The following is a 26,185-nucleotide window of genomic DNA, read 5'->3' on the forward strand; positions in this document are numbered from 1 at the left end:
AGCCCGTTAGCGCCGATGGTACTGCATTGTGGGAGAGTAGGTCGTTGCCTTTTTTAATCCTCAACATTTATTTGTTGAGGATTTTTTTTGTGGTAAACCTTATGGATGCTAAAATACCTGACAGCCACTGGCTGTCCTCCTTTTAATTTCAAATATGGAAAAATGAAGGGTTTTTTTGTTTTTATAGGGTTGTCAATTACGCGAGTTTAAAAACGATTCTATCCAATAAACTAAAAACCTAATTACTGCTATTATATTCAGCATTTGTTTCATCTATTTTCCATGAGATTTCTTACTTTTAAGCCACCACATTATTGGTAATTAAATTTATGGCTTTATTCCAAACTTCTGTATTAAAAACATATCTGTCACAACAAGATCATTCTTTAATAGAACGGGCTTATAAAAAGTATATCAAGTATTTTCATAATCCTGTTATTCAAGAGAATATTAAAAACTCTAAAGAAGAACAGTATCAAGCTAAATTTTTAGACGAACTTTTTGTAAATATTCTAGATTACACTTTAAACCCAAAGCCAAACTTTAATATTACCACCGAATTTAAAAACCAAAAAGGAGCGGGTAAAGCAGATGGCGCTATTTTAAAAAATAATACCGCTGTTGGTGTTATAGAATTAAAAGGCACCAATACCAAAGATTTAGAAAGTATACGTAAACAAGCGTTCGATTATAAAGCCAACCAAAAAGGCTGTGTATATGTGGTTACTTCTAACTTTGAAAAGCTGCGTTTTTATATTAACGATGCTACCGAGTTTTTGGAGTTCAACCTGTTTCAATTAGCTCCAGAGGAATTTGCGTTATTATACCTGTGCTTGCAAAAAGATAACATTTTAAATAATTTACCACTTACAATAAAAGAAGCTTCTTTGGTAGAAGAAGATAAAATTACCAAACAATTTTATAATGACTATTCGGTATTTAAGCGCGAACTTTATAGAGATTTGGTAAAACGTAATGCCAAACGCTTAAAACAAAACGTTGCCGGTTCAGGTACGGTAGATGATACAGATGAACTTAAAGCACTCGAAAAGAACGTTAAGCTTTCTCTTTTTAAAAAATCTCAAAAGTTAATAGACCGTTTTCTGTTTATTTTCTTTGCAGAAGATAGAGACTTATTACCACCAAACAGTACCATACAAATTTTAGACAAGTGGAAAGCCGACATCGATTTTGGTGATGAACGCCCACTATACAACCTTTTTAAACAATACTTTTATTTTTTAGATGAAGGAAGAAAAGGCACTGCCTCTAGAGCTGAGATTTACGCGTACAACGGTGGCTTATTTAAACCAGACAACATTTTAGATGATTTGGAAATTGATGATGCATTGCTTTACAAACACACCTATAAACTGGCTAAATACGATTTTAGCAGTCAGGTAGATGTTAATATTTTAGGACATATTTTTGAAAACTCGTTGAATGAAATTGAAAGCGTTAATGCCGAAATTGAAGGTGGCGCGTTCGATAAACAAAAAAGCAAACGTAAAAAAGATGGCGTATTCTATACCCCAAAATACATTACCAAATACATAGTAGAAAATACTGTTGGTAAACTCTGCCAAGAGAAAAAAGAAGCATTAGGTTTTAAAGAAGAAGCCTATTTCGAGCTTAAAAAAGGCACACACCAAAACACCAAAATACAACTGTTGGACGTGTTGGATACCTATAGAGCATGGCTTTTGCAAATAACCATTTGCGACCCAGCATGTGGTTCTGGGGCATTTTTAAACCAAGCGTTGGATTTTTTAATAAAAGAACACCGCTACATAGACGAACTTAAAGCTAAAGTATTGGGCGGAGGCCTTATTTTAAGCGATATTGAAAACACCATTTTAGAAAACAATATTTATGGTGTAGACTTAAACGAGGAAAGTGTAGAAATTGCTAAACTTTCGCTGTGGCTACGCACTGCACAACCACGCCGAAAATTGAACGATTTAAGCAGCAACATAAAATGTGGCAACTCGCTAATAGACAGTAAAGCGGTTGCGGGCGATAAAGCCTTTAATTGGGAAACGGAGTTTCCTAAAGTGTTTAAAGCAAAAGATACGAGGGCGTTTCATATTACAACATCTATACACGATAGCAGAACATCGGAACGGATGGTTAAGTATAAAGCCAGAGAGCGCAGAGATAATGGAACTAATCCTTATCCGAATGTTATTTATTTTACACCAGAAGGTGATTTATTAATTACCCAAACCATAGCGGAAATTGTTAAAGAAGATTCATTAAAAGTACTGGCTTATAATATTTGTGCAGACCATATACATCTGTTATTGGTATGTGAAGAGGCAGAAATACCTGGTATTATGCAAAAGGTTAAAGGCAGAACATCTTTTGTGGTAGGGCGTTCAATGGAAGTACCCAAGGGGCTTAAGCCCCTTGGGATTGAGGATAAAACACCACTTTCCAAGGAGATTGAGCCCATTGAAATAGGGGAAACTACACAAAATGAAAAGCACAAACCTTTTTGGTCTCAAAAGTATTATACCAAACCAGTTGAGACCCAAGCACATTTGGCAACGGCAATTGCCTATATAGAACACAACCGAAGCAAACATGAACTCCCTCAACATTCTAGAGCTATAAACGATATTATTGATGGCTTTTGTACCACACTTGATGATGCCTTTAAAGACCAAAGTAAAGGTGGTTTTGATGTGGTGATTGGGAATCCACCTTATGCTGGAAGAAGTTCTTCCATAAACGAAATTGAAAAAAAGTATGTAAAGCAAATGTATTCAACTTCTGAAGGTAAATTTGAATTATATCAATTATTTATAGAAAAATGTTTATCACTGGCAAAACCGAAGAATAGTTATATTGCACTTATTACTCCACAAACTTGGCTATCAATAATCCAAGCGACAAAATTAAGAAAATTGGTTCTTTCTAATAATGAATTATCGGAGATTGTTTTTTTGGGAAAAAATGTTTTTGAAGATGCGTCAGTTGATTCAATTGTTTTTATAATTAGCCTTGGAATAAGTAATAAGAACATAGATTTTTTACTATCAAGGGCTTTGCTAAATGAAAGCACGAATATTTTAAAAATAGACTATGATAAAATAGAAAAAAAGACATTTACGGTTCCAATAAGTAGTGATAAAGATTCTACAAAAGTTGTTTTAAAGGCAAACACAGATAGTATAACTTTAGAATCTATTGGGAAATGGAGTGATGGAGTGAAAGTAGTTGGTCCTGCAAAATTATTTGCTTTTCAAAATATTAAAGTTGATGAATCATTTAGTCCAATGCTTTTAGGGAAAGATATAGACCGTTACATTTTAGAATGGAGTGGTTTGTATTGTTGTAGAGATAAGGCCAAAATTGAGAGTCATAAAGCCACTGATATTAGATTAAGAGAAGAATCAATGTTCTTAAGACCTAAAATTCTGATTCGAAAAACAGGTAACCAAATCGTAGCTACTTTAGATAGAAGTAATTATTTCCACGAACAAAGTCTCTTTAGCTTTGGTATCGAAGATGATAAATTTCAATTAAATTCGCTTTTAGCAATTTTAAATTCAAAACTCGCCAATTTCTTATTAAGGGAAAATGCGTTTTCAAGGAAAGAAACATTTCCTCAAATAAGATTACATTGGTTAAAGGAGTTCCCAATCCCAGCGTCTTTGAATTCTGTAGAACTTGAGAATTCTGTTGACAAAATTCAAGATAAGTTTTTTCTATTTAATCAAAGTATAAAACAATTTGTAAAGTACCTTGAATCACAAGTCTCGAATCTTTCAACTAATAAAAAACTCGAAAACTGGCACGAATTAGACTTTTCAGACTTTATAAACGAACTCAATAAAGCCATTAAAAAAGAAGGCGGTACAGCACTAACTAAAAAAGACGAGTTTGAATGGTTAGAACTTTTTGAGGATAACAAGAAAAAAGCCCAAACGTTGCAAACCCAAATTACCCAAACCGAAAAAGAAATAGACACAATGGTTTATCAATTATATGGTTTAACTGATGATGAAATACAAATTGTAGAAAATAGTTAATAACGTAAGTTCGGTATAACATGAACTGTTTTTTATTCGATTATAAGAAACTTAAATTGTTTTTTGTCAGGTCGAGCGCAGTCGAGACCTAAGAAATTTACTATTATCATAAACCTTTCGACTGCGCTTAAGGTGACATACGTTGAATTTATTGGCTTTTTCTATGATATCAATAAATTTTATATCGAACTCACGTTTAATAGCATTTTTTAAAGAAACTTTATTAAAACAAAAAAACACAGTACACCAAAACTTCTCAATTTTTGTTGATTAGAGTTTGCAAGAGCGATAGAAGTGATATCCTTTTTATGGTTTAAAAAGAAAACTTTGTTTGAGTTAAGTCTATTAAATAGCAGATTAGTATATGGTTTGGTTTTGGTAATACGTAATAAAAAGATTTAACGGATAGCGCGGTTTTTATTTTTCATAAAAACTTGCCATAATAATTCTTAAAAATTGTTATAAAACAAAAAATCCCGTAAACTTAAAAGTTTCGGGATTTTTTTGTGGTACCTCCAGGAATCGAACCAGGGACACAAGGATTTTCAGTCCTTTGCTCTACCAACTGAGCTAAGGTACCTCGCCAAAGCGGTTGCAAATATATATTGATTTTTGTTATTCAGCAAGATAAATTTACAAAAAATGTATCTTATTTTAAGTTTTTTTATTTTGTTGGGCACATGTGTTTTATTATCAATATAATAAGTTAAATGCGAATAGATATTATTTATCGTTTTGTAAATTTGGACTTTTATAAGTATTATGAATTTAATTATTGACGTAGGAAATTCTTTTGTGAAATTAGCCGTTTTTGATGGCGGCAAGATTAAGCACACAGAAATAGTTGAGCTGAATTTAATTTTAGAGCGTATTAAAGCTATTAAAAGCACATTTAATACTATTAAGAAAACCATTGTTTCATCCGTTGGTGCATTAAGTGAAACAGATATTAAAGTTATTGGTTTGTACTTTAATTTATTAATTTTGAATTCTAATACAAAACTGCCTTATACGAGTCTTTATAAAACACCCAAAACATTAGGGGTTGATAGAATAGCCCTTGTAAGTGCTTCTGTTAAAAACTATCCCAATAATAATGTACTTATTATTGATGCAGGAACTTGTATTACCTACGATTTTATAAACAATAGAAACGAATACCTTGGTGGCTCTATTTCTCCTGGCTTGCGTATGCGTTACAAATCGCTGCATAATTTAACGGCAAATTTACCGTTATTAAATACGGAATTACCAAATAGTATTATTGGAAATTCAACTAAATCATCCATACATTCGGGCATAGTTCATGGTGTTTTAAAAGAAATGGACGGAGTTATAGAGGAGTACAAAGAAAAATATTCAGATTTAACAGTTATTTTAACAGGAGGCGATAGTAATTTCTTGTCTAAACAATTAAAAAGTAGCATATTTGCCACTTCTAATTTTCTTTTAGAAGGACTGAACTTTATTTTACAATTTAATTCAAACGAATGATTAAAAAACTTGTATTGGTTTTTATTGCAGTTTTTGCAGTTAATAGTTACGCACAACAGGGGACTGCCTCACCTTACTCTTTTTACGGTATTGGTAGTTTGAAATTTAAAGGTACAGTCGAGAACCGAAGTATGGGGGGGTTAAGTATTTATACAGATAGTATACATATTAATTTAAGGAACCCTGCAGGGTATGCCGGAAAAAACCTTGATATGTTGGGGGGGGAAAGCAGGCCCGTAAAGTTTACTGTAGGAGGCACTTATTCTGATGTGAATTTAAAAAGTAATTCAGGAACTGCAAAAGCGAGTTCAACCACGTTTGATTATTTAGCACTATCTGTACCAATAGGGAAATTTGGTTTTGGTTTTGGTTTATTGCCTTACTCGGCAGTGGGTTATAAACTAGAATCTTTGGATGCTAATTATAATGATGGAAGAATATCAAACAGGTTTAAAGGTGAAGGCGGGCTAAACAAGGCATTTTTAGGCTTAGGGTATCAAATTACAGATGGACTAAGCGTTGGTATTGATGCGCAGTACAATTTTGGGAATATTCAAAACAGCAGTATAGCCTTCTCTTACGATGATGATGGCAATTTTACACAATATCAAACTAGGGAAAATAATAGGTCTGATTTAAGTGGATTGAATGTAGATTTAGGATTGTCATACAAAACCATGGTAAGCGATAATTTAGAATTGGTTTCTGGGTTAACATATACTCCTAAAAGTAATCTTGCTTCAAAAAACGAAAGATCTATTTCAACAGTGATAGTTTCATCTACAGGAACAGAGACCGTTTACAATACTGTTGGAACAGATTTAGAGGCGTTAGGATTATTAGAAACTGATTTGGTGTTACCATCTAAATTCTCGATAGGAGCAGGTATTGGTAAACCAAGAAAATGGTTTGTTGGTGTGGAATCTGAATATCAAAAAACTAGCGATTTTTCAAATGATTTATATACAAGTACAGCTGTTAAATATGAAAATGCAACATCGGTATCTATAGGAGGGTTTTACATTCCTCAATACAATTCATTTACAAGTTATTTTAAACGTGCCGTTTATAGAGCGGGTATACATTTTGAAAACACAGGTTTAAATATAGAAAATGAATCGATAAACGAGTTTGGCATGTCTTTTGGTGTAGGATTACCGGTTGGTAGTTTTTTCTCTAATGCCAACTTAGGTTTAGAACTAGGAAAAAGAGGGACAACAAACAGTAATTTAATACAAGAGAATTTTATAAATTTCCAAATAAGTTTATCTTTGAACGATAGATGGTTTCAGAAAAGAAAATATGACTAACAGCGTAACATTATTATCATGAAAACAAGAATTACAATATTACTAGCAGCATTATTTATTGGTTTAAATATAGGGTTTGCACAGCAAGATGAAGAGTGTATGACAAAACTTTCTATATTCCATGAATATGTGAAGGCTAAAAATTACGATGCAGCTTACCAACCTTGGATGGACGTAAGAAGTAAATGCCCTAAGTTTAATAATGCCATATATGTTGATGGTGAGAAAATTTTAACAGATAAAATTGAAAAAGCTACAGGTGCAGATAAAGCAACCTATATTAATGATTTAATAAAGCTTTGGGCAGAAAGAGGCGAGCATTTTGCTAGTAAAACCCCAAAAGGTGAGTATGGTGCACAAACGGGGCAATTAATGTACGACAATAGAGCGCTATTAAAAAAAACGAATGAAGAGTTGTATGCTGCTTTTGATACCGCATACAAATTGGACAAAAAAACATTTACGAACCCACAAAGTTTGTATACTTATTTTTCTTTAATGGTTGATTTGTTTGATGCTGGTAAGAAACCTGCTGAAGATTTATTTAATAAATATGATGATATAGTTGAGAAAGTAGAAGAAGAAGTTAAAAACTACTCTGAAAGTCTTAACGTACTTATTGAAAAAGAAACTGCAGGTACAGAGTTAACTAGTAAAGAGTCTCAATATAAAGCGTATTACGAAAGTTATTTGGCGGCTTACGATCAAATTTCTGCGGGTATAGACGAAAAAATGGGTACCAGAGCAAACTGTGGTATATTAATTCCGTTATACCAAAAGAATTTTGAAGAGAATAAAGGGAATGCTGTTTGGTTACAAAGAGCTGCGGGAAAAATGTCTGAAAAAGAATGTACAGACGATCCATTATTCTTTAAGTTAGTAAATGCTTACCATGAGTTAAGTCCATCGGCTAATTCGGCATTTTACTTAGGGATTTTAAAAGATAAAGAAAATAAATCTAACGAAGCAATTGCTTTTTACAAACAAGCTATAGAGTTAGAAACCGATAACTTTAAAAAGTCAAGTCTTAATAATAGAATTGCTTTAAAACTTAAATCTAAAGGAAGCTATTCACAAGCAAGAACGTTCTTTAGAGAAGCATTAAGGTTAAATCCATCAAACGGACGCCCTTATCTGTCTATTGCAGCTATGTATGCAGCAAGTGCTAACGATTGTGGAGACACTAATTTTAATAAAAGAGCTGTGTACTGGTTAGCGGCTGATGAAGCTCAAAAAGCAGCACGTGTAGATTCAAAATTATCGGGTGCATCGGCACAATCTGCAGCAAACTATTTATCAAAAGCACCATCAAAATCTGATATTTTTACCTGTGGTTGTTCAGGTCAAGTAATTAAAATTGGTTGTTGGATAGGCGCTTCGGTTACTGTGCCAAAAATTTAATGAAAAACATAAGTTTATATAATATATTAAACATAGTCATCCTTTTTGTGATGACTATGTTTTTTTCATGTAACGACAGTTTTGACCAGGTTCAAAAAATAGGTGTTTCCGAAAATGAACCCATTGGTATAGCCGAAAATATTAACTTAAAACATACCGATTCCGGTAGGGTTACCGCCAATTTGTTAAGCCCTAAAATGCTGGATTTCACTAATAGAGACTTTCCTTATAACGAGTTCCCAGAAGGTATTACCTTAAATTTATTTGACGAACAAAATAAAAAAAGTGTTGTGGTTGCCAATTATGCTATTGTTTATGACCAAACAGATCTTTTAGACTTGCAAGGAAATGTTATTATTACAACTGCGGATAATAGGGTTTTAAAAACCGAACAATTATATTACGATCAGAAAAAGGAATGGTTGTTTACCAATAAGCCGGTGACATTTAAAACCGAAACCGATATTATAAATGGTAATGGTTTTGATTCTAATTCTAAATTTACCAATGCAGAAGTGCTAGAGGTTACCGGTATCATTACTGTAGGAGATTAATTTTATTCAAATTAATTTAAAAACCCCCATTCTTCAATTTTAATTATCTTTACAAATAAAATAAACACATGAAACATCCAAGGCAAGTTTTTGCTTCCCAAGGGAATAATTATGCTAGGATGTACCGTGTGACCATTAAAAAACAAATAAAAAACACATGAAATATTCTAAAATTTTTCAATACGCCTATTTGGTTTTTGCTGCACTATTTATTTATGATGGCGTTACAAAATGGAATGACGGCACTAATAGTGCTTATGTTTCACTTGGGTTGGCTGCATTAGCTGTTTTTATGTATTTCTTTAGAAGAAAATTTGCTAAAAGATACGATAATACTAATAAATCAAAATAAATGAGTATTGGTGTCATCATCATTATTGTATCATTAATTCTATCTGCCTTCTTTTCGGGTATGGAGATTGCTTATGTGTCTTCAAACAGAATTCATATTGAAATTGAGAAAAAACAAGAAGGTATCCTATCAAAAGTTTTAACCAAGCTTACCGCAAAACCCTCAAAATTTATCGCAACCATGCTTATTGGAAACAATATAGCACTGGTTATTTATGGGTTTTTTATGGGCGATTTGTTGGTTGATTGGTTTCAATCTATGGTACCAACATCATATGGTTTTTTAGACTTAATGTTAACCGACTTTAGTTTGTTGTCCCAAACCGTAATTTCTACACTTGTTATTTTGATTACTGCCGAATTTTTTCCTAAAGTATTTTTTCAAATATATGCCAATTACCTAATTAAAGCACTGGCAATTCCTGCTTATGGGTTTTATATGCTATTTACTTTTATCTCAGATTTTGTTATTTGGATTTCAGATTTTGTGTTGAAACATATCTTTAAAACGGAAGGTGACCAAATACAACTGGCATTTACTAAGGTGGAATTGGGCAATTACATTAGCGAGCAAATGGAATCGGTAGAAGCACATGATTATGTAGATTCTGAAATACAGATTTTTCAAAATGCTTTAGAGTTCTCTGAAGTTAAAGCCCGTGAAGTTATGGTGCCCCGTACCGAAATAACAGCTATAGAAATTAACGATTCCATTAAATCGCTCAATACGCTGTTTACAGAAACAGGTTTTACCAAAATTTTAATTTATAAAGATACTATTGACGATATTTTAGGCTATGTACATTCTTTTGAGCTGTTTAGAAAACCTAAAAACATTAAAGCAATGATGCTTCCAGTAGAATACGTTCCTGAAACAGTTCTTATAAAAGATGTACTTAATGTACTTATTAAAAAAAGAAAAAGTATAGCTGTGGTTTTAGATGAATACGGAGGTACTTCTGGTATTATGACGGTTGAGGATATTGTTGAAGAGCTGTTTGGTGAGATTGAAGATGAACATGATACAGTTGATTTAATAGAAGAGAAACTGGAAGATGGAACCTACACATTTTCAGCACGATTGGAAGTTGATTATATTAATGAAACCTATAAGCTTAACCTTCCAGAAAGCGAGAATTATGAAACTTTAGGGGGGTTAATTGTAAACCATACCGAAGAAATTCCTGCACAAAACGATGTGGTAAAAATCGATACGTTTGGTTTTACGATTTTAGAGGTATCTAATACTAAAATAGACCTTGTGGAGATGAGGATTTTAGATGAAAATTAATTTTTGATTTACGATTTACTGATTTTTGATTTACGAATTTTAAAGTCTCAAGTTATTAATTTTTCTAAAAACCATAATTCTAAAATCGTAATTCATAAATAAAGAATAACGCTTTTATTATTAAATAGAAAATAGTATTTTCGCCCACGATATTTTGTCAAGTAACAATTGGCAACCAACTTAACAACAGATTTTTTTAAAAAATAATTTCAAATGGCAGTTTTAAATAAAATAAGACAACGTTCCCTATTCTTAATCATTGTAATAGCGTTAGCGTTATTTTCTTTTGTATTAGCAGATTTATTTAAAAGCGGTAGTTCGTTTTCATCAAGTTCTCAAAATGTAGTTGCAACCATAAACGGTAAAGACATTACCCGTGAAGACTTTATGCAGAAAGTTGAAGCAGCACAACGTCAAGCAGGACCAAGTGCCTCTAATACGCAAATTATTAACCAGGTTTTTGAACAGGAAGTTAGACAAGCCATTATGGAAAACCAGTTTGAAAAACTAGGTATTTCTATTGAAAAAGACCAAATGAGAGATGCTTTAAAATCGGCATTAGGTACCAGTCCTGAGTTTTTAAATGAAGCAGGAGTGTTTGATGAAAATAAATTAAACGAATATATCGCCAACTTAAAAGAAACCTCTGCGGAAGGTTACCAAGCTTGGATAAACTACGAAAAATCTATCGCTGCAAACACTTTGCAACAAAACTACTTTAACATGGTTAGAGCGGGTTTAACAGCAACACTTAAAGAGGGTGAATTAGAGCATAAATTGGAAGGTAATAAAGTTGATATTCAATTTGTTCAAATTCCTTATTCTTCAATTGAAGATAGCAAAGTAAAAGTTTCAACTTCTGATATTTCAGATTATATAAACAAACACAAAAAGCAATTTGAAGTAAAAGAGTCTAGAGATATCAAGTTTGTTCAATTTAATGAAGTCGCTTCAGAGGTAGACGAAAATACTATAAAAGCAAACTTAAAAGGGCTTTTAAAAGACAAAGTAGAGTATAACGATGTTTCAAAAGCGAACGAAACAATTATTGGTTTCTTAAACACTACCAACAACGAAAGTTTTGTTAATAACAATTCAGACATTAAATTCGATAAGCGTTTTGTGTTTAAATCTGCAATGGCATCAGCAATTGCCGATAGTATTTTCAATTTAAGTGAAGGCCAAACTTACGGGCCATATAAAGAAAGTGGGTACTATAAAATTTCTAAAGTAGTAGCTGTTAAACAAATACCAGATTCTGCAAAAGTAAGACATATTTTAATTCCATTTATTGGTTCTCAAAGTGCAACTCCAGAAGTTAAGCAAACTGAAGCGCAAGCTAAAGTCACTGCCGATAGTTTATTAGCGGTTTTAAAAGGAGACCGTAGTAAGTTTCCAGAATTGGTAACAGCATTTTCATCTGATCAAGGAAGTGTTCAAAACGAAGGGCGTTACGATTGGCATGCTTACAATTCTATGGTGCCAGAATTTAATGATTTCGAATTTGAAGGTAGCGTAGGTGATTTAGGTGTAGTAAAAACAGTTTTCGGTTTTCATATTATAGAAATTGAAGGACAAAAAGATAAAAAAAGAGCGGTACAAGTTGCAACACTTGCCAGAAAAATAGAGCCGTCTGAGGCAACTGTTGATAAAATATTTAGAGAAGCTTCTAATTTTGAAATTGCTGTTGAGAAAAAGGATTTTGAAGCGGCTGCTAAAGAGAAAAAGTACGAAGTACGACCTGTAAATGGTATGAAAATTTTAGATGAAAACATACCTGGAGTTGGAAGCCAAAGACCTATTGTTCGTTGGGCTTTTGAAGATGGTGCTAAAGTTGGCGATATTAAACGTTTTAACATACCTAATGGGTACGTTATTGCCCAATTGGTTGCAAAGCATGAAGAAGGTTTAATGTCTGTTGAAGATGCAAAAGCTACGGTTATGCCAATTGTTCTTAAAGAAAAGAAAGCGGCATTAATTAGAAGTAAAGTGTCTGCAACTACATTAGAAGCGTTGGCTAAAGCTCAAAATACTACCGTGCAAACAGCATTGGCTGTTAACATGAAAAACCCAATGATTACAGGTGCGGGAAGAGAGCCTTTAGTAGTAGGTGCTGCCTTCGGATTAAAAGAAGGGAAAACTTCTAAATTAATAGATGGTGCTAATGGTGTTTTTATGGTTAAAGTTGTAAAAGTAACACCAGCAGTTAAATTAGATAGCTATCAAGCAGTAGCAAATAGAGTAGAACAACAAAAATTGAATGTAGTTTCTTCAAAACTTTATAATGCATTAAAAGAAACTGCTGACATTGAAGATAACAGAGCTAAAAATCAAATTCAATAAGACTTTTTCAAGTAGAAAATTTTTAAAATATTTAAAAAGGAGCAAATTAAGTTTGCTCCTTTTTGTTTGGATAAAGTTTCGCTTAAAATTTTAGGGCAATGTCTAGAAAAGATTATAAAAAACTAATAGGTTTATAAAATTGACCATCGATTAAAAATAACACTGTTTTGTTATTAAATTATAAACCTTAGCTACTTATTAGATTTTAAAAATAATAAGTATAATGTCAATAAAAACTAACAACACAGCAGTGGGAGGTATCATACCGCCCATGGTAACACCCTTATTATCCGACAATCTTTCATTAGATTCAAAAGGGGTGAATAACCTACTAGAACATATAATTGCTGGTGGCGTACATGGGGTGTTTGTTTTAGGAACTACAGGAGAGTCAACAAGCTTGAGTTATAAAACAAGAGAAAAGCTTATTAATGAAAGTTGTAAGATTGTTAATGGCAGAATTCCTGTTTTTGTAGGCATTACAGATACATCTATTGAAGAAAGTATACAATTAGCATCCATTGCAAAAAAAGCAGGTGCTTCATACGTAGTGGCAGCACCACCATATTATTATGGTTTAGGTCAGGAGGAATTATATAAATACTATTGGAGACTTGCATCCTCACTTCCTTTGCCACTTTTTCTGTATAACATGCCATCGCATACAAAAATAAATATTGATGCAAAAACAGTAGTTCGTTTGTCTGAACATTCCAATATTGTGGGTTTAAAAGATAGTTCTGCAAATACGGTTTATTTTCAAAACTTATGTTTTTTATTGAAATCCAAACCAGGTTTCTCGCTAATTGTTGGGCCTGAGGAAATTACAGCCGAAACCATATTAATGGGAGGAAAAGGGGGTGTTAATGGTGGTGCTAATATGTTTCCCAAACTTTATGTAGCTTTATACAATGCTGCCATAGCTAAAGATTTAAAACGTATTGAAGAATTACAAGCTTTAGTAATGGATATTACAACTAGTATTTATACGTTAGGGTCTTATGGCTCTAGTTATCTTAAAGGTGTTAAAGGAGCTTTGTCTGCTTTAGGGATTATACAATCTCATATCGCCCCGCCATTTAGTTGTTTTGATGAAAAGGAGATGAATGAAGTTGTTAAAAACATCAAAAGAATTGAAATAGAATTGAACAAAGTGTTATAATTATTTGCAGTTTAAAACTAACCAATTTAAACTATTTAAAAAGCCGATTTCTATATAATACCTGCCTACATAACTAAGTAAAATTGAATTAATGAATACTATTGATCTCATCGTTTTTTTTGTTTATATAGGTGGTATAGCACTTTTTGGGGGTTCTTTTTTTAATAAAAACCGAACATCTTCATCATATACCACTGGTAATAACGATATACCTAGCTGGGTTGTAACCATGTCTATTTTCGCAACTTTTGTAAGTAGCATTAGTTATTTGGCGTTGCCCGGAAATGCATTTCAGTCTAACTGGAATGCCTTGGTTTTTAGTTTATCGCTGCCTATAGCAACGCTTATCGCGGTTAAATATTTTGTGCCATTGTACCGAAAAATTAATAGTCCTTCAGCTTATACCTTTATGGAACAGCGTTTTGGGCCTTGGGCACGTATTTATGTTTCAGTTTGTTATTTATTAACCCAATTGATGCGTATCGGTACTATTTTGTATTTGCTGGCACTAACCTTGAATGCTATAACAGGTTGGGACATTGCCACTATTATAGTATTTACTGGCTTAATTGTGGCAGTTTATTCCATGCTAGGCGGTATTACTGCGGTGTTATGGACAGATGCTATTCAGGGTATTATTTTAATAGTAGGAGCTTTGGTTTGTATTGGTTTTATGTTTTTCAGTATGCCCGAAGGGCCTTTGCAAATATTCAGTATAGCTACTGAGAATAATAAGTTTAGTTTAGGAAGTTTCGATTTAGATTTAAGTAAACCAACGTTTTGGGTGGTTTTGGTTTATGGGGTTTTTATAAATCTTCAAAATTTTGGAATCGATCAAAATTATGTACAGCGTTACATGGTTTTAAAATCGGATAAGGAAGCACAGCGTTCAGCGTTAATTGGAGGGTTAATTTATTTGCCAATTTCGGCATTATTTCTCTTTATTGGAACGGCTCTTTTTGCATATTATAATTCGGCAGAAGTGCTTCCCGAAACATTGCAAGATATTAGTAAAGCCGATAGAGTATTTCCTCATTTTATTGTGAGTGCGCTTCCTGCTGGAGTTACCGGCTTAATGATTGCGTCTATTTTCGCGGCAGGTATGAGTACCATTTCTACAAGTTTCAATAGTTCCGCTACTGTATTTCTAACCGATTATTACAATAAATATTTTAAGCAAGACGCAAGTGATAAACAACGTATGAAAGTGCTTTATACATCATCATTAATAATAAGTGTTATAGGAATAGGTATTGGAATTGCCATGATTAATGTAAAAAGCGCCTTAGATGCTTGGTGGAAATTATCTTCAATTTTTAGTGGTGGTATGTTAGGGTTGTTTCTTTTAGGCATATTTACTAAAACCAAATATGTGAAAGGCGCTATTGTTGGTATGATTTCGGGTATATTAGTTATTCTTTGGTTAACTTTTTCTGAAACCATTTTTGGAAAAGATGCAATAGGGGCATCATTTCACACTTATTTAACCATAGTATTTGGAACCATTGCCATTTTTCTAGTTGGCTTTTTTGTGTCGATGCTTATGCAGCCTAAAAATCAACTCTCTTAATTTTAATATTGAATAAACTATATAAAGATGAATTTTAAAAACTTAATAGGGCATCTACCTAAAATAGGCATTCGTCCTGTAATTGATGGCAGATTGGACGGTGTGAGAGAATCGTTAGAGGTTTCTACGATGAATATGGCAAAAATAGCAGCCGATTTCTTGTCTAAAAATTTAAGACATGCCGATGGCAGTCCTGTAGAATGTGTTATTTCCGACACCTGTATAGGAGGTGTTGCCGAGGCAGCAGCTTCTGCCGATAAATTTTCAAGAGAAGGGGTTGGTGTTAGTTTAACGGTAACACCTTGTTGGTGCTATGGTAGCGAAACCATCGATATGGATGCAACACTTCCAAAAGCCATTTGGGGTTTTAATGGTACTGAACGCCCTGGTGCTGTGTATTTAGCGGCAGCTTTGGCAGGACACAACCAGAAAGGCATTCCTGCATTTGGTATTTATGGTCGAGATGTTCAGGATAGCAACGACACGAGTATTCCTGAAGATGTTCAAGAAAAACTATTGCTTTTTGGAAAAGCGGGGTTAGCAGTAGCTACTATGAAAGGTAAGTCGTATTTATCAATGGGTTCAGTGTCTATGGGAATTGCGGGTTCTATTTTAGACCCTAATTTCTTCGAAAGTTACTTAGGCATGCGTTGTGAAAACATCGATATGTCTGAATTCATTCGTAGAATTGAACAAGAAATTTATGATAAAGAAGAATATGGAAAAGCCTTAGCTTGGGCAAAAGAAAAATGTAAAGAAGGCAAAAATTACAATCCATCAGAAAAATTAAAATCGCGTGAAGCCTTAGACAAAGATTGGGAATTTGTTGTGAAAATGGCAATAATAGGTCGCGATTTAATGATTGGCAATCCTAAATTAAAAGACATAGGTTATGCCGAAGAAGCTTTAGGTAGAAATGCCATTTCAGGAGGTTTCCAAGGGCAGCGCCAATGGACAGACCATTTCCCGAATGGCGATTTTATGGAAGCCATTTTAGCCTCGTCTTTTGATTGGAATGGCATCCGCCAACCCTTTATGTTTGCTACCGAAAACGATAGTTTAAATGGAATTTCCATGTTATTTGGACATTTACTAACAGGTGCAGCGCAAATTTTTAGTGATGTGCGTACCTATTGGAGTCCAGAAGCCGTAAAGCGCGTAACAGGACACACTTTAACAGGAGATGCTGCAAATGGCTTTATTCACCTTATAAATTCAGGAGCCTCTGCTTTAGATGGTACGGGGCAACAAACCATAAATGGCAAACCAGCCATGAAACCTTGGTGGGATATCACCGAAAATGAAGTCGAAAAATGTTTAGAAAACACTACTTGGGGACCAGGCATGTTAGAGTATTTTAGAGGTGGCGGTTACTCATCAACCTTTAAAACCAAAGGCGATATGCCCGTTACCATGTGTCGTATTAACATTGTAAAAGGTGTCGGACCGGTACTACAAATAGCCGAAGGCAAAACCATAGAACTTCCAGAAGATGTTCATAATACCATTAACGAGCGTACCAATCCCACATGGCCTACCACTTGGTTTGTGCCAAATTTAACTGGTAAAGGTGCATTTAAAGATGTGTATAGTGTTATGGCAAATTGGGGAGCGAATCATGGTGCGTTCACATATGGGCACATTGGCGCCGATTTAATTACACTGGCATCTATGTTACGAATTCCCGTGAATATGCATAATATTGATGAAGATAAAATTTTCCGTCCTAGTGCATGGGCATCGTTTGGTATGGACAAAGAATCGTCCGATTATAGGGCATGCGCAACCTATAAAGCACTTTACGGATAATATATTTTGGGCGTTACCACAAGGGGCGGGCTTTACGTTACAAGTCCTCGCTCCCCCGAAGCGTCGGGGTCGCTGCGGGCTTTCCACTGCAATCCCTAACGCGACCAAAAAAAGAGACTGTCTAAAAAGTATTATTTTATGTCATTGCGAGGTACGAAGCAATCTTTAAGTTATTGAAAATCAATAAACAGATTGCTTTATTACGTTCGTAATTGTAAAGGTTAAGTAATGACAACTTATTTTGACTTTTTAGACAGTCTCTTTTTGGGCTAAATAGAATTTATAAAAAATCACAAAACCATGCCATCATAAGGAATCACAATGTCAAACCCTTTTTCTTTAAAATAAGCAATTGGATTTTCTGCCGAAGTTGCTAAAATAAAATCGCCACCCCAAGCACCAAGACTTTTTATACTTCCATTAAAATCATTAAATAAAAGAGATTTAACTGTTTGCTGCTTGATGATTTTTGAAATAATAGTTTCATGTTGATTCATTAAATAATCAAAATCCATCAAACTAGAACATTCAATAATTTTGTTGGTAATATTATTAATTTCAGAAATTGAAGAAGCAATATTACCTTTATTCAATTTATAATTCGCAATACCATCACGACTGTTTTGCTTTTTGTTTAAATAGACAAAATAGATGTGTTCTTTAAAACTTGGATTGAAATTTACTTTTTCAATAATTCTCTTTTTGTCATTTCGAGCTTCGCGAGAAATCACATTATTAAGTAATTGATACGTTATTGGGAAATTGTTTTGTGCACAAGCAATATCATATCCACTACCACCAAAAGTTTTTTCTAATAATTTGTTAGCATCAACATATGCCCAATTCGCTATATTATTTATTAAGGTTGAAGAAGTTCCCAATCCCCAATTTCTAGGAAACGTTAAATGTGTTGAAATTTTAAAACCGTTTTTTGAGTTTAAAAAATCTGGATTCAATGTTTTTACAGCCTCTAAAATTTGAATGATTCTTTTTGAAACGTCATTGCGAGGGTTTTTAAAACCCGAAGCAATCTCATCAAAAGAAAATCTGTCTTCAAACCAAATATTTCCTTTTTCATCAAAACTTTGCCAAACAATTTTAGATTCGGTTATCGTTTCAATTTTTAGGGATTGCCCAAATTTTGTAGGTAATGCGAGTGATGAAGCACCATCAAGCACTACATATTCACCTGTAATTAAAAGTTTTCCGTTACTATAAAACTTCTGCATTCGTTAATCGTTAATCTTCATTCGTAAATTCTCAATAGCTTCAAAAACAGCACTGTGCGTTACAGAATTCAATTTAAAATATTCGGTTAGGGTTTCTTTTTCAGTATCTGTGGCGTTAAACTGATTTAAAATATTCATTAAGTGCATTTTCATATGCCCTTGTTGAATACCTGTAGTTGTAAGTGAGCGTAAAGCGGCAAAGTTCTGTGCTAAACCTGCAACGGCAACAATTTGCATGAGTTCTTTGGCTGTTGGGTGGTGCAATAATTCTAATGATAATTTTACCAAAGGATGTAATCCTGTAAGTCCTCCCACAGTTCCTAATGCCAATGGAATTTCCATCCAAAAAGTGAATATGCCATTTTCAACTTTAGCATGAGATAAGCTACTGTATTTGCCATGTCTTGAAGCGTAGGCATGCACACCGGCTTCAATTGCTCTAAAATCGTTACCGGTAGCTAAAACTACGGCATCAATACCATTCATAATACCTTTATTATGGGTAACGGCTCTGTAGGGTTCAACTTCTGCAATATTTACAGCTTGTATAAATTTTGTCGCAAATTCTTTAGCAGAAATAGTTTTATCTTCATTTAAATCTTCAACCTTACAACTTACTTCGGCACGGACTAAACAATCTGGAACATAGTTGGAAAGTATGCTCATTACTATTTGAATGATTTTTTCCTCAGCTGAAAATGCATTAAAACTTAAAGCTTCCGTTTTAAAAGTTTTTGCAAATTGTTCTAAACAGGAATTTATAAAATTCGCACCCATGGCATCTAAAGTTTCAAACGATGCATGCAGTTGGTAATAACCTTTTATGTCTTGAGTTTTGTCACGTAATTCAATATCTAAAATACCACCACCGCGCTTTTCCATGTTTTTGGTAATGGGTTTAGCATCGGCAATAAGTTGGGATTTAATGTGGTTGAAATAATTTTTGAGTGTTTCAGGATTTCCATAATACATAAAATGTACTTGCCCTATTTTGTTGGTAGAGATTACTTGGGTTTTAAATCCGCCTCTATCCATCCAAAATTTGGCTGCTTTACTGGCTGCGGCAACTACCGAACTTTCTTCAATAGCCATTGGTATGGTATACAATTTTCCGTTTATTAAAAAATTAGGCGCAACGCCAAGTGGTAAATAATAATTGGTAATGGTGTTTTCAATAAACTCGTCGTGTAATTGTTGAAGCTTTTCGTTGGTATTCCAGTACTGTTTTAAAACATTTTTTGTTTCTTCAGCATTAGAAAAGTAGGTTTCAACCATCCAATCAATTTTTTTGGATTTTGATAGTTTAGAAAAACCAGAAATAGAGGCGCACATGAGTTTAGGTTTAATTATTAGACAAAGATACTACATCCTTTTTTTATAAGAATCTAGTTGTTTTTATTTGTTAATGTTTAGTGTTTTTTAAAGAATTTTTAGTAAACTTGAAAACTTTTAACAAAACCGCAACGATTGATTGAAATTAGCAAGATTATTTTAATGCAATAAGGTTTTGTTTTTTAGGCTATAAGCTTTAATTAATAACAATTATATGTCAGATTCTACTATAAGTAAACCAGAACAGCAACAAATATTTGGACATCCGAAAGGGTTATTTATCTTGTTTTTTACTGAAATGTGGGAGCGATTTTCATTTTATGGAATGAAAGCTCTTTTGATTTTTTATTTAACTAAGTATCATTTATTTACAGATGTTGATGGTAATTTATTAATAGGAAGTTATGCTGCTTTAGTTTACGCAATTCCTGTGGTTGGTGGTTTTTTGGCTGATAAATATTTGGGTTTTAGAAAAGCTATAGTTTTTGGGGGTATTATGCTAGTTTTAGGGCATGCTGGTATGGCTTATGAAGGCAATGCAGCTACACAATCGGTTACAGGTGAAATTGTAAGAGATAATTTTGCGCTTCAAGTATTTTATTTATCCTTAGCTTTTATCATCTTGGGGGTAGGCTTTTTAAAAGCTAATATATCGTCTTTAGTAGGAGAATTGTATCATGAAGGTGATAAACGTAGAGATTCTGGATTCACTATATTTTACATGGGAATAAATCTTGGGTCATTTTTGGCTACCATCATTTGTGTTTGGTTAGGAGAAGCCTATGGTTGGAGTTATGGGTTTGGTGCAGCTGGTGTTGGTATGTTTTTTGGATTGTTAACGTTTATATCAGGTAAGAAACATTTGTTGGGTAAAGGAGAGTCTAATGTGCCAGAATTACTAAATAAAAAAACGATAGGTATTAAAAACGAATGGCTTATCTATGGCTTAAGCGTGTTGGCAACTTTAGTTGTTTGGCAAATGGTGCAGAGTCATAGTGTGGTTCAAAATTTATTGATAATATCAGGTGCTGCTTCGTTTGTTTATATTGTTTACTATGCAGTAACACAGTTAGATAAAGTGGCAAGAGAGCGATTAATAGCTTTAACTATTTTGATTGTTTTTACTGTTATTTTTTGGGCTTTATTTGAACAGGCTTATACATCATTAAACTTATTTGCAGACCGCATTTTAGATAGAGGAGAAATAGCAGCTGGAACTTTCTTAAGCCTAAATGCTTTATTTATTATTTTGCTAGCACCAGTTTTTGCTTGGTTATGGGTAAAACTTGGGAAATATAATCCAAATACAGCAGTAAAATTTTCTTTGGCATTAATGCTGGTAGGTTTAGGTTTTGGCTCATTGGTGATGGGAATAAATGCTTCTGAAATGGGTAAGGTGGCTATTTACTGGTTAGTAATAACGTATTTTTTACATACCTGTGGAGAACTTTGTTTATCACCTGTAGGATTATCGGCAGTAACAAAATTATCACCAGTCAAAATTGTTGGATTTATGATGGGTGTTTGGTTTTTAGCCACAGCTAGTTCTGAATTTATTGCATCTATTTTAGCTAATATAGCATCTGTTGACACCACGAATGGTCAAGCACCAGATTTAAGTATAGCAAAACAGAGTTATCTTAAACTTTTTGAATATTTATTCTATACAGGGTTAGGTTTTGGGGCATTACTTTTAATACTTTCACCAATAATCAAAAAGTTGATGCATGGCGTAGATAAAGAATTAAATAACTAGATATTATGACTGAGAATTCAACCGATCAATTTTTTAAAAGTACCGTTTTAGGACATCCAGCAGGTTTATTTGTATTGTTTTTTACCGAAATGTGGGAACGTTTTTCCTATTATGGAATGCGTGCATTATTAGTGTTGTTTTTAACAGCTTCATTATTAGATGAAGGTTGGGGATGGCCACGTGAACATGCCATGGCATTATTTGGTTCTTATGTGGGGTTAGTGTATCTATCAACGATGATGGGTGGTTATTTTGCAGATAAAATAATTGGATTTCGTTGGGCAGTAGTAGTTGGAGCATTATTAATGACCTTGGGTCATGCCTCTATGGCTGTTGAAACTCAATGGTCAATTTACTTAGGGTTAGGGTTATTGGTAATAGGTAACGGCTTTTTTAAACCCAACATGACATCTATTGTTTCAGAAATGTATAAACATAGACAAGAGAAAAAGGATGGGGCTTATACCATTTTTTACATGGGAGTTAATGCAGGAGCATTTTTAGGAATTTTGCTTTGTGGTTATTTAGGTGAGCGCGTAGGTTGGAGTATAGGATTTGGATTAGCGGGTATATTTATGTTTTTTGGATTAATCCAGTTTTGGCTAGCTCAAAATATTTTTGGTGATATAGGATTGAAACCTATAAAAGAGGATAAAAACTCAATTGAATCAAAAGATACTGATAAAAGAGTTCCATTTACTTCGTGGCAATTAGGATTGATTGTTCTAATGGTGGTTTTAGGATTGTTATGGATTTTAAATGCACCAACAACAACAATTTCTAATGGAGAGGTTAATGTGTTTTCATTTTTAGGTAAAAATGGAAATAATATAGCAATAGTAACTGCTCTTGTTTTATTTCTAATACTGCTAATTTATAGATTTACGCAATATTCAAAAATAACAAGAGAGAAATTAATTGCCGTTACTTTTTTTGCGCTCCTGTCGGTTTTCTTTTGGGCTATTTTTGAACAGTCACCAGGAACTTTAACCATTTTTGCTAGAGATTATACCGATAGAACTTTAGATGGGTCTTCAGCTACTATATTTAGAATTGTAAATGCGTGCATGACTATTATCCCTCTTGGAATTATTACTTGGGTTTTGTTCTTGCTTTTTAAGCAAACATTTGTCAAATATAGATGGGCGAATTTGGTTTTAAGTCTAAGTTTTGTAATCGTTTGGGGTATTGCTATTTGGATGTTATTAGATCAATTAAATGATAAAGAGCTTGAAATTCCAGCGTCTTGGTTTAGTGTTTTAAATTCCTTGTTTATAATAACATTAGCTCCTTTGTTTTCAAAATGGTGGGAGAGTAAATATAATCCTTCTGCAAACGGAAAGTATGGTATTGGTATGTTTTTACTTGCATTAGGAATGGCATGTGTTGCTTTTGGGGCTATGGGCATAGAACCTGGTGCCAAAACAGCTTCCGTAAGTATTATTTGGTTGATTTTGGTGTATTTATTCCATACTATGGGAGAACTATGTATCTCACCAGTAGGGTTGTCTTATGTTAGTAAATTAGTGCCAGCGAGAATGATTGCATTTATGTTTGGCGTTTGGTATTTAGCTATTGCTATTGGAATGAAAGGAGCTGGCGTATTTGGTGAAAATGTTGATAAAATTGCCAATGAAAATGGTATCAGTTATTTTTTCTGGATATTGACAATTATATCTGTTATTGCTGGAGTAGTAGCCATTTTATTTCAACCTATCATTAAAAAATTAATGCACGGAGTTCGTTAGTCGAATAAAAAGTTAAAAAATATTCAAAATGCGCCGTTTTTGGCGCATTTTTTGTAAGTTCGATATTAGTTTTTGCAAAAAGTGAATTATGAAGAGAATTTTATATGTATTAATGTTTGCTGTTTTAGCATCTGTTAGTAGTGTAGCACAAGAGATAAATTGGGTGACGCTTGAAAAAGCGATGGAACTTCAAAAGAAAAATCCTAAAAAAATAATGATGGATGTTTACACCAGTTGGTGTGGACCGTGTAAAATGTTAGATAAAAATACATTTCAAAATCCAGATGTGGCGAAATATGTAAACGCAAATTATTATGCTGTTAAGTTTAATGCTGAAGGAAATGACAATGTTGCTTATAAGGGTAAAACATTTTCTAATCCAGGATATAAGCCAGAATTAGCTAATAGACGTAATTCTTCACACGAACTGTCTCGCTATCTACAAATTCAAGCATTTCCAACCATTGTTTTTATGGATGAAAAAGGAGATGTTATTGCCCCTATAAGAGGGTATCAAACACCAACACAATTAGAATTGTATTTAAAAATGTTTAAAGCAAATGAGCACACAAGTTTAGATACACAAGAAAAATTTAACGCTTATTACACAGCTTTTAAACCAGAGTTTAAGGGCTAAATATATTCTAAGATATTAGGTTGAGCCTTTCGTTGAGCTTCGCTCACTACCTTCAAAACAAAATGTATTTTGTTTTGAAGCAATGCTCATGGTAAGCTAAAGTTGAAACCTGAATTTTAAATCAATACTCAATAACAAAAGCTCCCTTTTTGCTCGTTTGGTGAAATGGGAGCTTTCTTTTTTTGCAAATAGCTTCCCAATGTTCTATGTACGACTTATAATTACTACCATCAGCAATAATGTGCTTTGGTTGGATGGAATCTATTAAACGATTCAAATTAATTTTGGGAGATTGTCTTAATAAAACATAATCTGGTTGAAACGATTTTATGTTGTAAACACCTAAACTATCCACTACTAAAACCTTTTTGTTATTGAGTAAGTAGGCGGATTTAAACACGTCTTTTTTAATGATTTTAATATGGTTTCCAACGGTGTAATCTTTAACTATTTTATTTTTTGATTCAGTTATACTGTCAAAATCAGAGGCAATAGTAATTTTATTATTTGAAGTATTTCCCAAAAGAGAATATCTACTTTTATGAAATACAATAAATTCATTTTTTGGTCTTTCATAAGTGGTGTAAATAATAAGGCATTGTCCAATTAAAATGGTGATTAAAAATAATTTTAGCGAAGCATAATTTCGTTTCATATAAAATCTAATCAGTGCTATAATAAATAGGTAAGAAACAAAAACGTATAAAATACTAAACGGGATATCTTTAAATAGAAACGATTCCTGTTTAGAAACCCATCCCACAAAAGCATTCATAAAACTGATAATGTATCCGTAAATGGTTGCTAAAAATTGAGGCAAAATATTTAGAACAGATAAAAGCATTATTGCTATTCCATAGCCTAAAATAATTCCTAAAAGTGGTATGATAACCAAGTTCGATAGAAAAAACAAACTAGGAAATTGATGAAAATAATATAAACTAAGAGGAATAATACCAAATTGCGCCGAAACAGTTACAGTTAGTGTATGCCAATAAAATTTTATAATTCTATTTTTAGGGTTCCATAATTTGTACAATAATGGGTCGATAGCAACAATAGCAAAAACTGCTAAATAACTTAATTGAAACCCCACATCGAACAAAAACATAGGTTTAAAAAGCAGGATAACAAGCATAGATATAAATAGCGTGTTATAAATGTTTGTTGGTCTTTTTAAGTTCAACGCAATGGCTACAATGCTAAACATGGTTACGGCTCTGGTTACCGAAGCAGTTAGACCTGCGATAATGGCAAAACTCCACAAAATCATTACAAGTAGAATGGTTTTAATAAGAATACCATATTTAATACGTTCTATTGGTTTTAAAACATATTGTAAAATCAATAAAATTATACCAATATGTAAGCCCGAAATGGCTAAAATATGTATAGCGCCAGCATTCGTATAGCTTGTGTAAACTTCTTCGCTAATATCTTGTCGTTGCCCCAATAAAAGTGCATTTATAATGGCTAATACATCTGGTTTAAAATGGTGGTTTTTTAGCTTTTCATTAATGTGATTTCGGATGTTGTTAGCTATTCCAAATAGAGTTGTTTTATCTGATTTTACTTTGAAAAGAGATGTTTCCGAAGTAAATATTTGATGATAGATAAATTTTTTTTCTAAATAGGTTTTATAGTTGAATTGATTTGGATTTAACGGATTTATTAAATCTTTAAATGCTGTTTTGCTAATAAAAATAGCGTCTACGTTTAAAGGTTTTGTGAACGAGTCTTTTTGAATGTTCAAAAGCGATTTTCCTGAAACTTTAGTGCTGTTAGCTTCTAATAAATCAATAATGTATTTGTCGTAGTAAGTGCCTGGTTTTAAAACCTCCCGAATTCTAAATGTGATGGTTTTTAAAGAGTCTTTTTCTCTTGAAAGTTGATGGGTATAATGCTTAAAGTGATTTTTTTCGTTGTGAAGATTGGTTACAAGTATTCCAACAAAAATCATCGTAATAAAACTGAAAACACCAAACCAAACAGTTTTAATGAATTGTTTTCTGGAAACTAAGTAAAGCATCAGTAAAAACACCAAACTTAAACCTGTTAAAAACAAAATTAGATGTAAAGATATACTGAAAAAATAGCCAATAATAATGCCTGTAATAAGACAAATGCTTAGTTTTATTATGGTGAAATTGAGTAGTTGCAT

Annotated in this window: 17 protein-coding genes and 1 tRNA gene; 14 read left to right on the top strand and 4 right to left on the bottom strand. The window is 33.1% G+C overall.

The window, feature by feature from the left end; genetic code table 11:
• Positions 1 to 329 precede the first annotated feature (329 nt).
• A complete protein-coding gene (locus VP395_RS14815; protein WP_346242809.1) occupies positions 330 to 4,037 on the top strand; it encodes an Eco57I restriction-modification methylase domain-containing protein in 3,708 nt (1,235 codons plus the stop codon).
• A gap of 507 nt (positions 4,038 to 4,544) precedes the next feature.
• On the opposite strand, the gene VP395_RS14820 is transcribed toward VP395_RS14815, so the two are convergent.
• A tRNA-Phe gene (locus VP395_RS14820) sits at positions 4,545 to 4,617 on the bottom strand.
• A gap of 182 nt (positions 4,618 to 4,799) precedes the next feature.
• Between VP395_RS14820 and VP395_RS14825 the strand changes: the two genes are divergently transcribed.
• The 10 genes from VP395_RS14825 to VP395_RS14870 all read left to right on the top strand — a co-directional run bounded on the left by VP395_RS14825 (position 4,800) and on the right by VP395_RS14870 (position 17,322).
• Positions 4,800 to 5,531: a type III pantothenate kinase gene (locus VP395_RS14825; protein ID WP_346242810.1), complete on the top strand. Its 732-nt coding sequence runs from the start codon at positions 4,800 to 4,802 to the stop codon at positions 5,529 to 5,531.
• Positions 5,528 to 6,841, top strand: coding sequence for a BamG family beta-barrel-assembly machinery protein (gene bamG / locus VP395_RS14830; RefSeq protein ID WP_346242811.1), 1,314 nt, complete (start codon positions 5,528 to 5,530; stop codon positions 6,839 to 6,841). Before VP395_RS14825 ends, bamG begins: the two co-directional genes overlap by 4 nt.
• An 18-nt stretch (positions 6,842 to 6,859) precedes the next feature.
• Positions 6,860 to 8,242, top strand: a complete 1,383-nt coding sequence (locus VP395_RS14835) for a tetratricopeptide repeat protein (RefSeq protein ID WP_346242812.1) — start codon at positions 6,860 to 6,862, stop codon at positions 8,240 to 8,242.
• The gene (lptC, locus tag VP395_RS14840) at positions 8,242 to 8,796 is read left to right on the top strand and encodes an LPS export ABC transporter periplasmic protein LptC (protein WP_346242813.1); all 555 of its coding nucleotides are present in this window, start codon (positions 8,242 to 8,244) and stop codon (positions 8,794 to 8,796) included. Before VP395_RS14835 ends, lptC begins: the two co-directional genes overlap by 1 nt.
• Positions 8,797 to 8,953: 157 nt before the next feature.
• Entirely contained in the window at positions 8,954 to 9,148 is a 195-nt protein-coding gene (locus VP395_RS14845; protein WP_346242814.1) for a hypothetical protein, read from the top strand.
• Positions 9,149 to 10,438, top strand: coding sequence for a hemolysin family protein (locus VP395_RS14850; RefSeq protein WP_346242815.1), 1,290 nt, complete (start codon positions 9,149 to 9,151; stop codon positions 10,436 to 10,438). It abuts the gene before it with no gap.
• Between the two features lie 213 nt (positions 10,439 to 10,651).
• Complete coding sequence (locus tag VP395_RS14855; protein ID WP_346242816.1) at positions 10,652 to 12,781, top strand: peptidylprolyl isomerase; 2,130 nt, start codon at positions 10,652 to 10,654, stop codon at positions 12,779 to 12,781.
• A 223-nt stretch (positions 12,782 to 13,004) separates the two neighbouring features.
• Entirely contained in the window at positions 13,005 to 13,943 is a 939-nt protein-coding gene (locus VP395_RS14860) for a dihydrodipicolinate synthase family protein (RefSeq protein ID WP_346242817.1), read from the top strand.
• 91 nt (positions 13,944 to 14,034) lie between these two features.
• Entirely contained in the window at positions 14,035 to 15,513 is a 1,479-nt protein-coding gene (locus VP395_RS14865; protein ID WP_346242818.1) for a sodium:solute symporter family protein, read from the top strand.
• A gap of 27 nt (positions 15,514 to 15,540) precedes the next feature.
• On the top strand, positions 15,541 to 17,322 hold the full coding sequence (locus VP395_RS14870) for an L-fucose isomerase (RefSeq protein WP_346242819.1): 1,782 nt from the start codon (positions 15,541 to 15,543) through the stop codon (positions 17,320 to 17,322).
• Between the two features lie 290 nt (positions 17,323 to 17,612).
• Here the strand turns inward: VP395_RS14870 and VP395_RS14875 are convergent, their stop codons facing one another.
• Positions 17,613 to 18,551 (bottom strand): GYDIA family GHMP kinase, encoded by a 939-nt coding sequence (locus tag VP395_RS14875; protein WP_346242820.1) that lies wholly within the window; start codon positions 18,549 to 18,551, stop codon positions 17,613 to 17,615.
• Between the two features lie 3 nt (positions 18,552 to 18,554).
• On the bottom strand, positions 18,555 to 19,883 hold the full coding sequence (locus VP395_RS14880) for a hydroxymethylglutaryl-CoA reductase, degradative (protein WP_346242821.1): 1,329 nt from the start codon (positions 19,881 to 19,883) through the stop codon (positions 18,555 to 18,557).
• 214 nt (positions 19,884 to 20,097) lie between these two features.
• Between VP395_RS14880 and VP395_RS14885 the strand changes: the two genes are divergently transcribed.
• From VP395_RS14885 to VP395_RS14895, 3 genes are all read left to right on the top strand, one after another.
• Positions 20,098 to 21,639 (top strand): peptide MFS transporter, encoded by a 1,542-nt coding sequence (locus VP395_RS14885; protein WP_346242822.1) that lies wholly within the window; start codon positions 20,098 to 20,100, stop codon positions 21,637 to 21,639.
• Positions 21,640 to 21,644: 5 nt separating this feature from the next.
• Positions 21,645 to 23,387, top strand: coding sequence for a peptide MFS transporter (locus tag VP395_RS14890; protein WP_346242823.1), 1,743 nt, complete (start codon positions 21,645 to 21,647; stop codon positions 23,385 to 23,387).
• 88 nt (positions 23,388 to 23,475) lie between these two features.
• Positions 23,476 to 24,024, top strand: coding sequence for a thioredoxin family protein (locus VP395_RS14895; protein WP_346242824.1), 549 nt, complete (start codon positions 23,476 to 23,478; stop codon positions 24,022 to 24,024).
• Between the two features lie 121 nt (positions 24,025 to 24,145).
• Here VP395_RS14895 and VP395_RS14900 read toward each other — a convergent pair whose 3' ends face one another.
• Positions 24,146 to 26,185, bottom strand: a complete 2,040-nt coding sequence (locus tag VP395_RS14900; RefSeq protein WP_346242825.1) for a ComEC/Rec2 family competence protein — start codon at positions 26,183 to 26,185, stop codon at positions 24,146 to 24,148.

It is taken from the genome of Mariniflexile soesokkakense, assembly GCF_039650365.1.
GTDB lineage: Bacteria > Bacteroidota > Bacteroidia > Flavobacteriales > Flavobacteriaceae > Mariniflexile > Mariniflexile soesokkakense.

Bases quoted from the DNA above. Each gene is read 5' to 3' on its own strand.
- bamG (WP_346242811.1), top strand. From the start codon at position 5,528: ATGATTAAAAAACTTGTATTGGTTTTTATTGCAGTTTTTGCAGTTAAT.
- VP395_RS14835 (WP_346242812.1), top strand. From the start codon at position 6,860: ATGAAAACAAGAATTACAATATTACTAGCAGCATTATTTATTGGTTTA.
- VP395_RS14850 (WP_346242815.1), top strand. From the start codon at position 9,149: ATGAGTATTGGTGTCATCATCATTATTGTATCATTAATTCTATCTGCC.
- VP395_RS14870 (WP_346242819.1), top strand. From the start codon at position 15,541: ATGAATTTTAAAAACTTAATAGGGCATCTACCTAAAATAGGCATTCGT.
- VP395_RS14815 (WP_346242809.1), top strand. From the start codon at position 330: ATGGCTTTATTCCAAACTTCTGTATTAAAAACATATCTGTCACAACAA.
- lptC (WP_346242813.1), top strand. From the start codon at position 8,242: ATGAAAAACATAAGTTTATATAATATATTAAACATAGTCATCCTTTTT.
- VP395_RS14845 (WP_346242814.1), top strand. From the start codon at position 8,954: ATGAAATATTCTAAAATTTTTCAATACGCCTATTTGGTTTTTGCTGCA.
- VP395_RS14865 (WP_346242818.1), top strand. From the start codon at position 14,035: ATGAATACTATTGATCTCATCGTTTTTTTTGTTTATATAGGTGGTATA.
- VP395_RS14855 (WP_346242816.1), top strand. From the start codon at position 10,652: ATGGCAGTTTTAAATAAAATAAGACAACGTTCCCTATTCTTAATCATT.
- VP395_RS14860 (WP_346242817.1), top strand. From the start codon at position 13,005: ATGTCAATAAAAACTAACAACACAGCAGTGGGAGGTATCATACCGCCC.
- VP395_RS14885 (WP_346242822.1), top strand. From the start codon at position 20,098: ATGTCAGATTCTACTATAAGTAAACCAGAACAGCAACAAATATTTGGA.
- VP395_RS14895 (WP_346242824.1), top strand. From the start codon at position 23,476: ATGAAGAGAATTTTATATGTATTAATGTTTGCTGTTTTAGCATCTGTT.
- VP395_RS14890 (WP_346242823.1), top strand. From the start codon at position 21,645: ATGACTGAGAATTCAACCGATCAATTTTTTAAAAGTACCGTTTTAGGA.
- VP395_RS14880 (WP_346242821.1), bottom strand. From the start codon at position 19,883: ATGTGCGCCTCTATTTCTGGTTTTTCTAAACTATCAAAATCCAAAAAA.
- VP395_RS14900 (WP_346242825.1), bottom strand. From the start codon at position 26,185: ATGCAACTACTCAATTTCACCATAATAAAACTAAGCATTTGTCTTATT.
- VP395_RS14825 (WP_346242810.1), top strand. From the start codon at position 4,800: ATGAATTTAATTATTGACGTAGGAAATTCTTTTGTGAAATTAGCCGTT.
- VP395_RS14875 (WP_346242820.1), bottom strand. From the start codon at position 18,551: ATGCAGAAGTTTTATAGTAACGGAAAACTTTTAATTACAGGTGAATAT.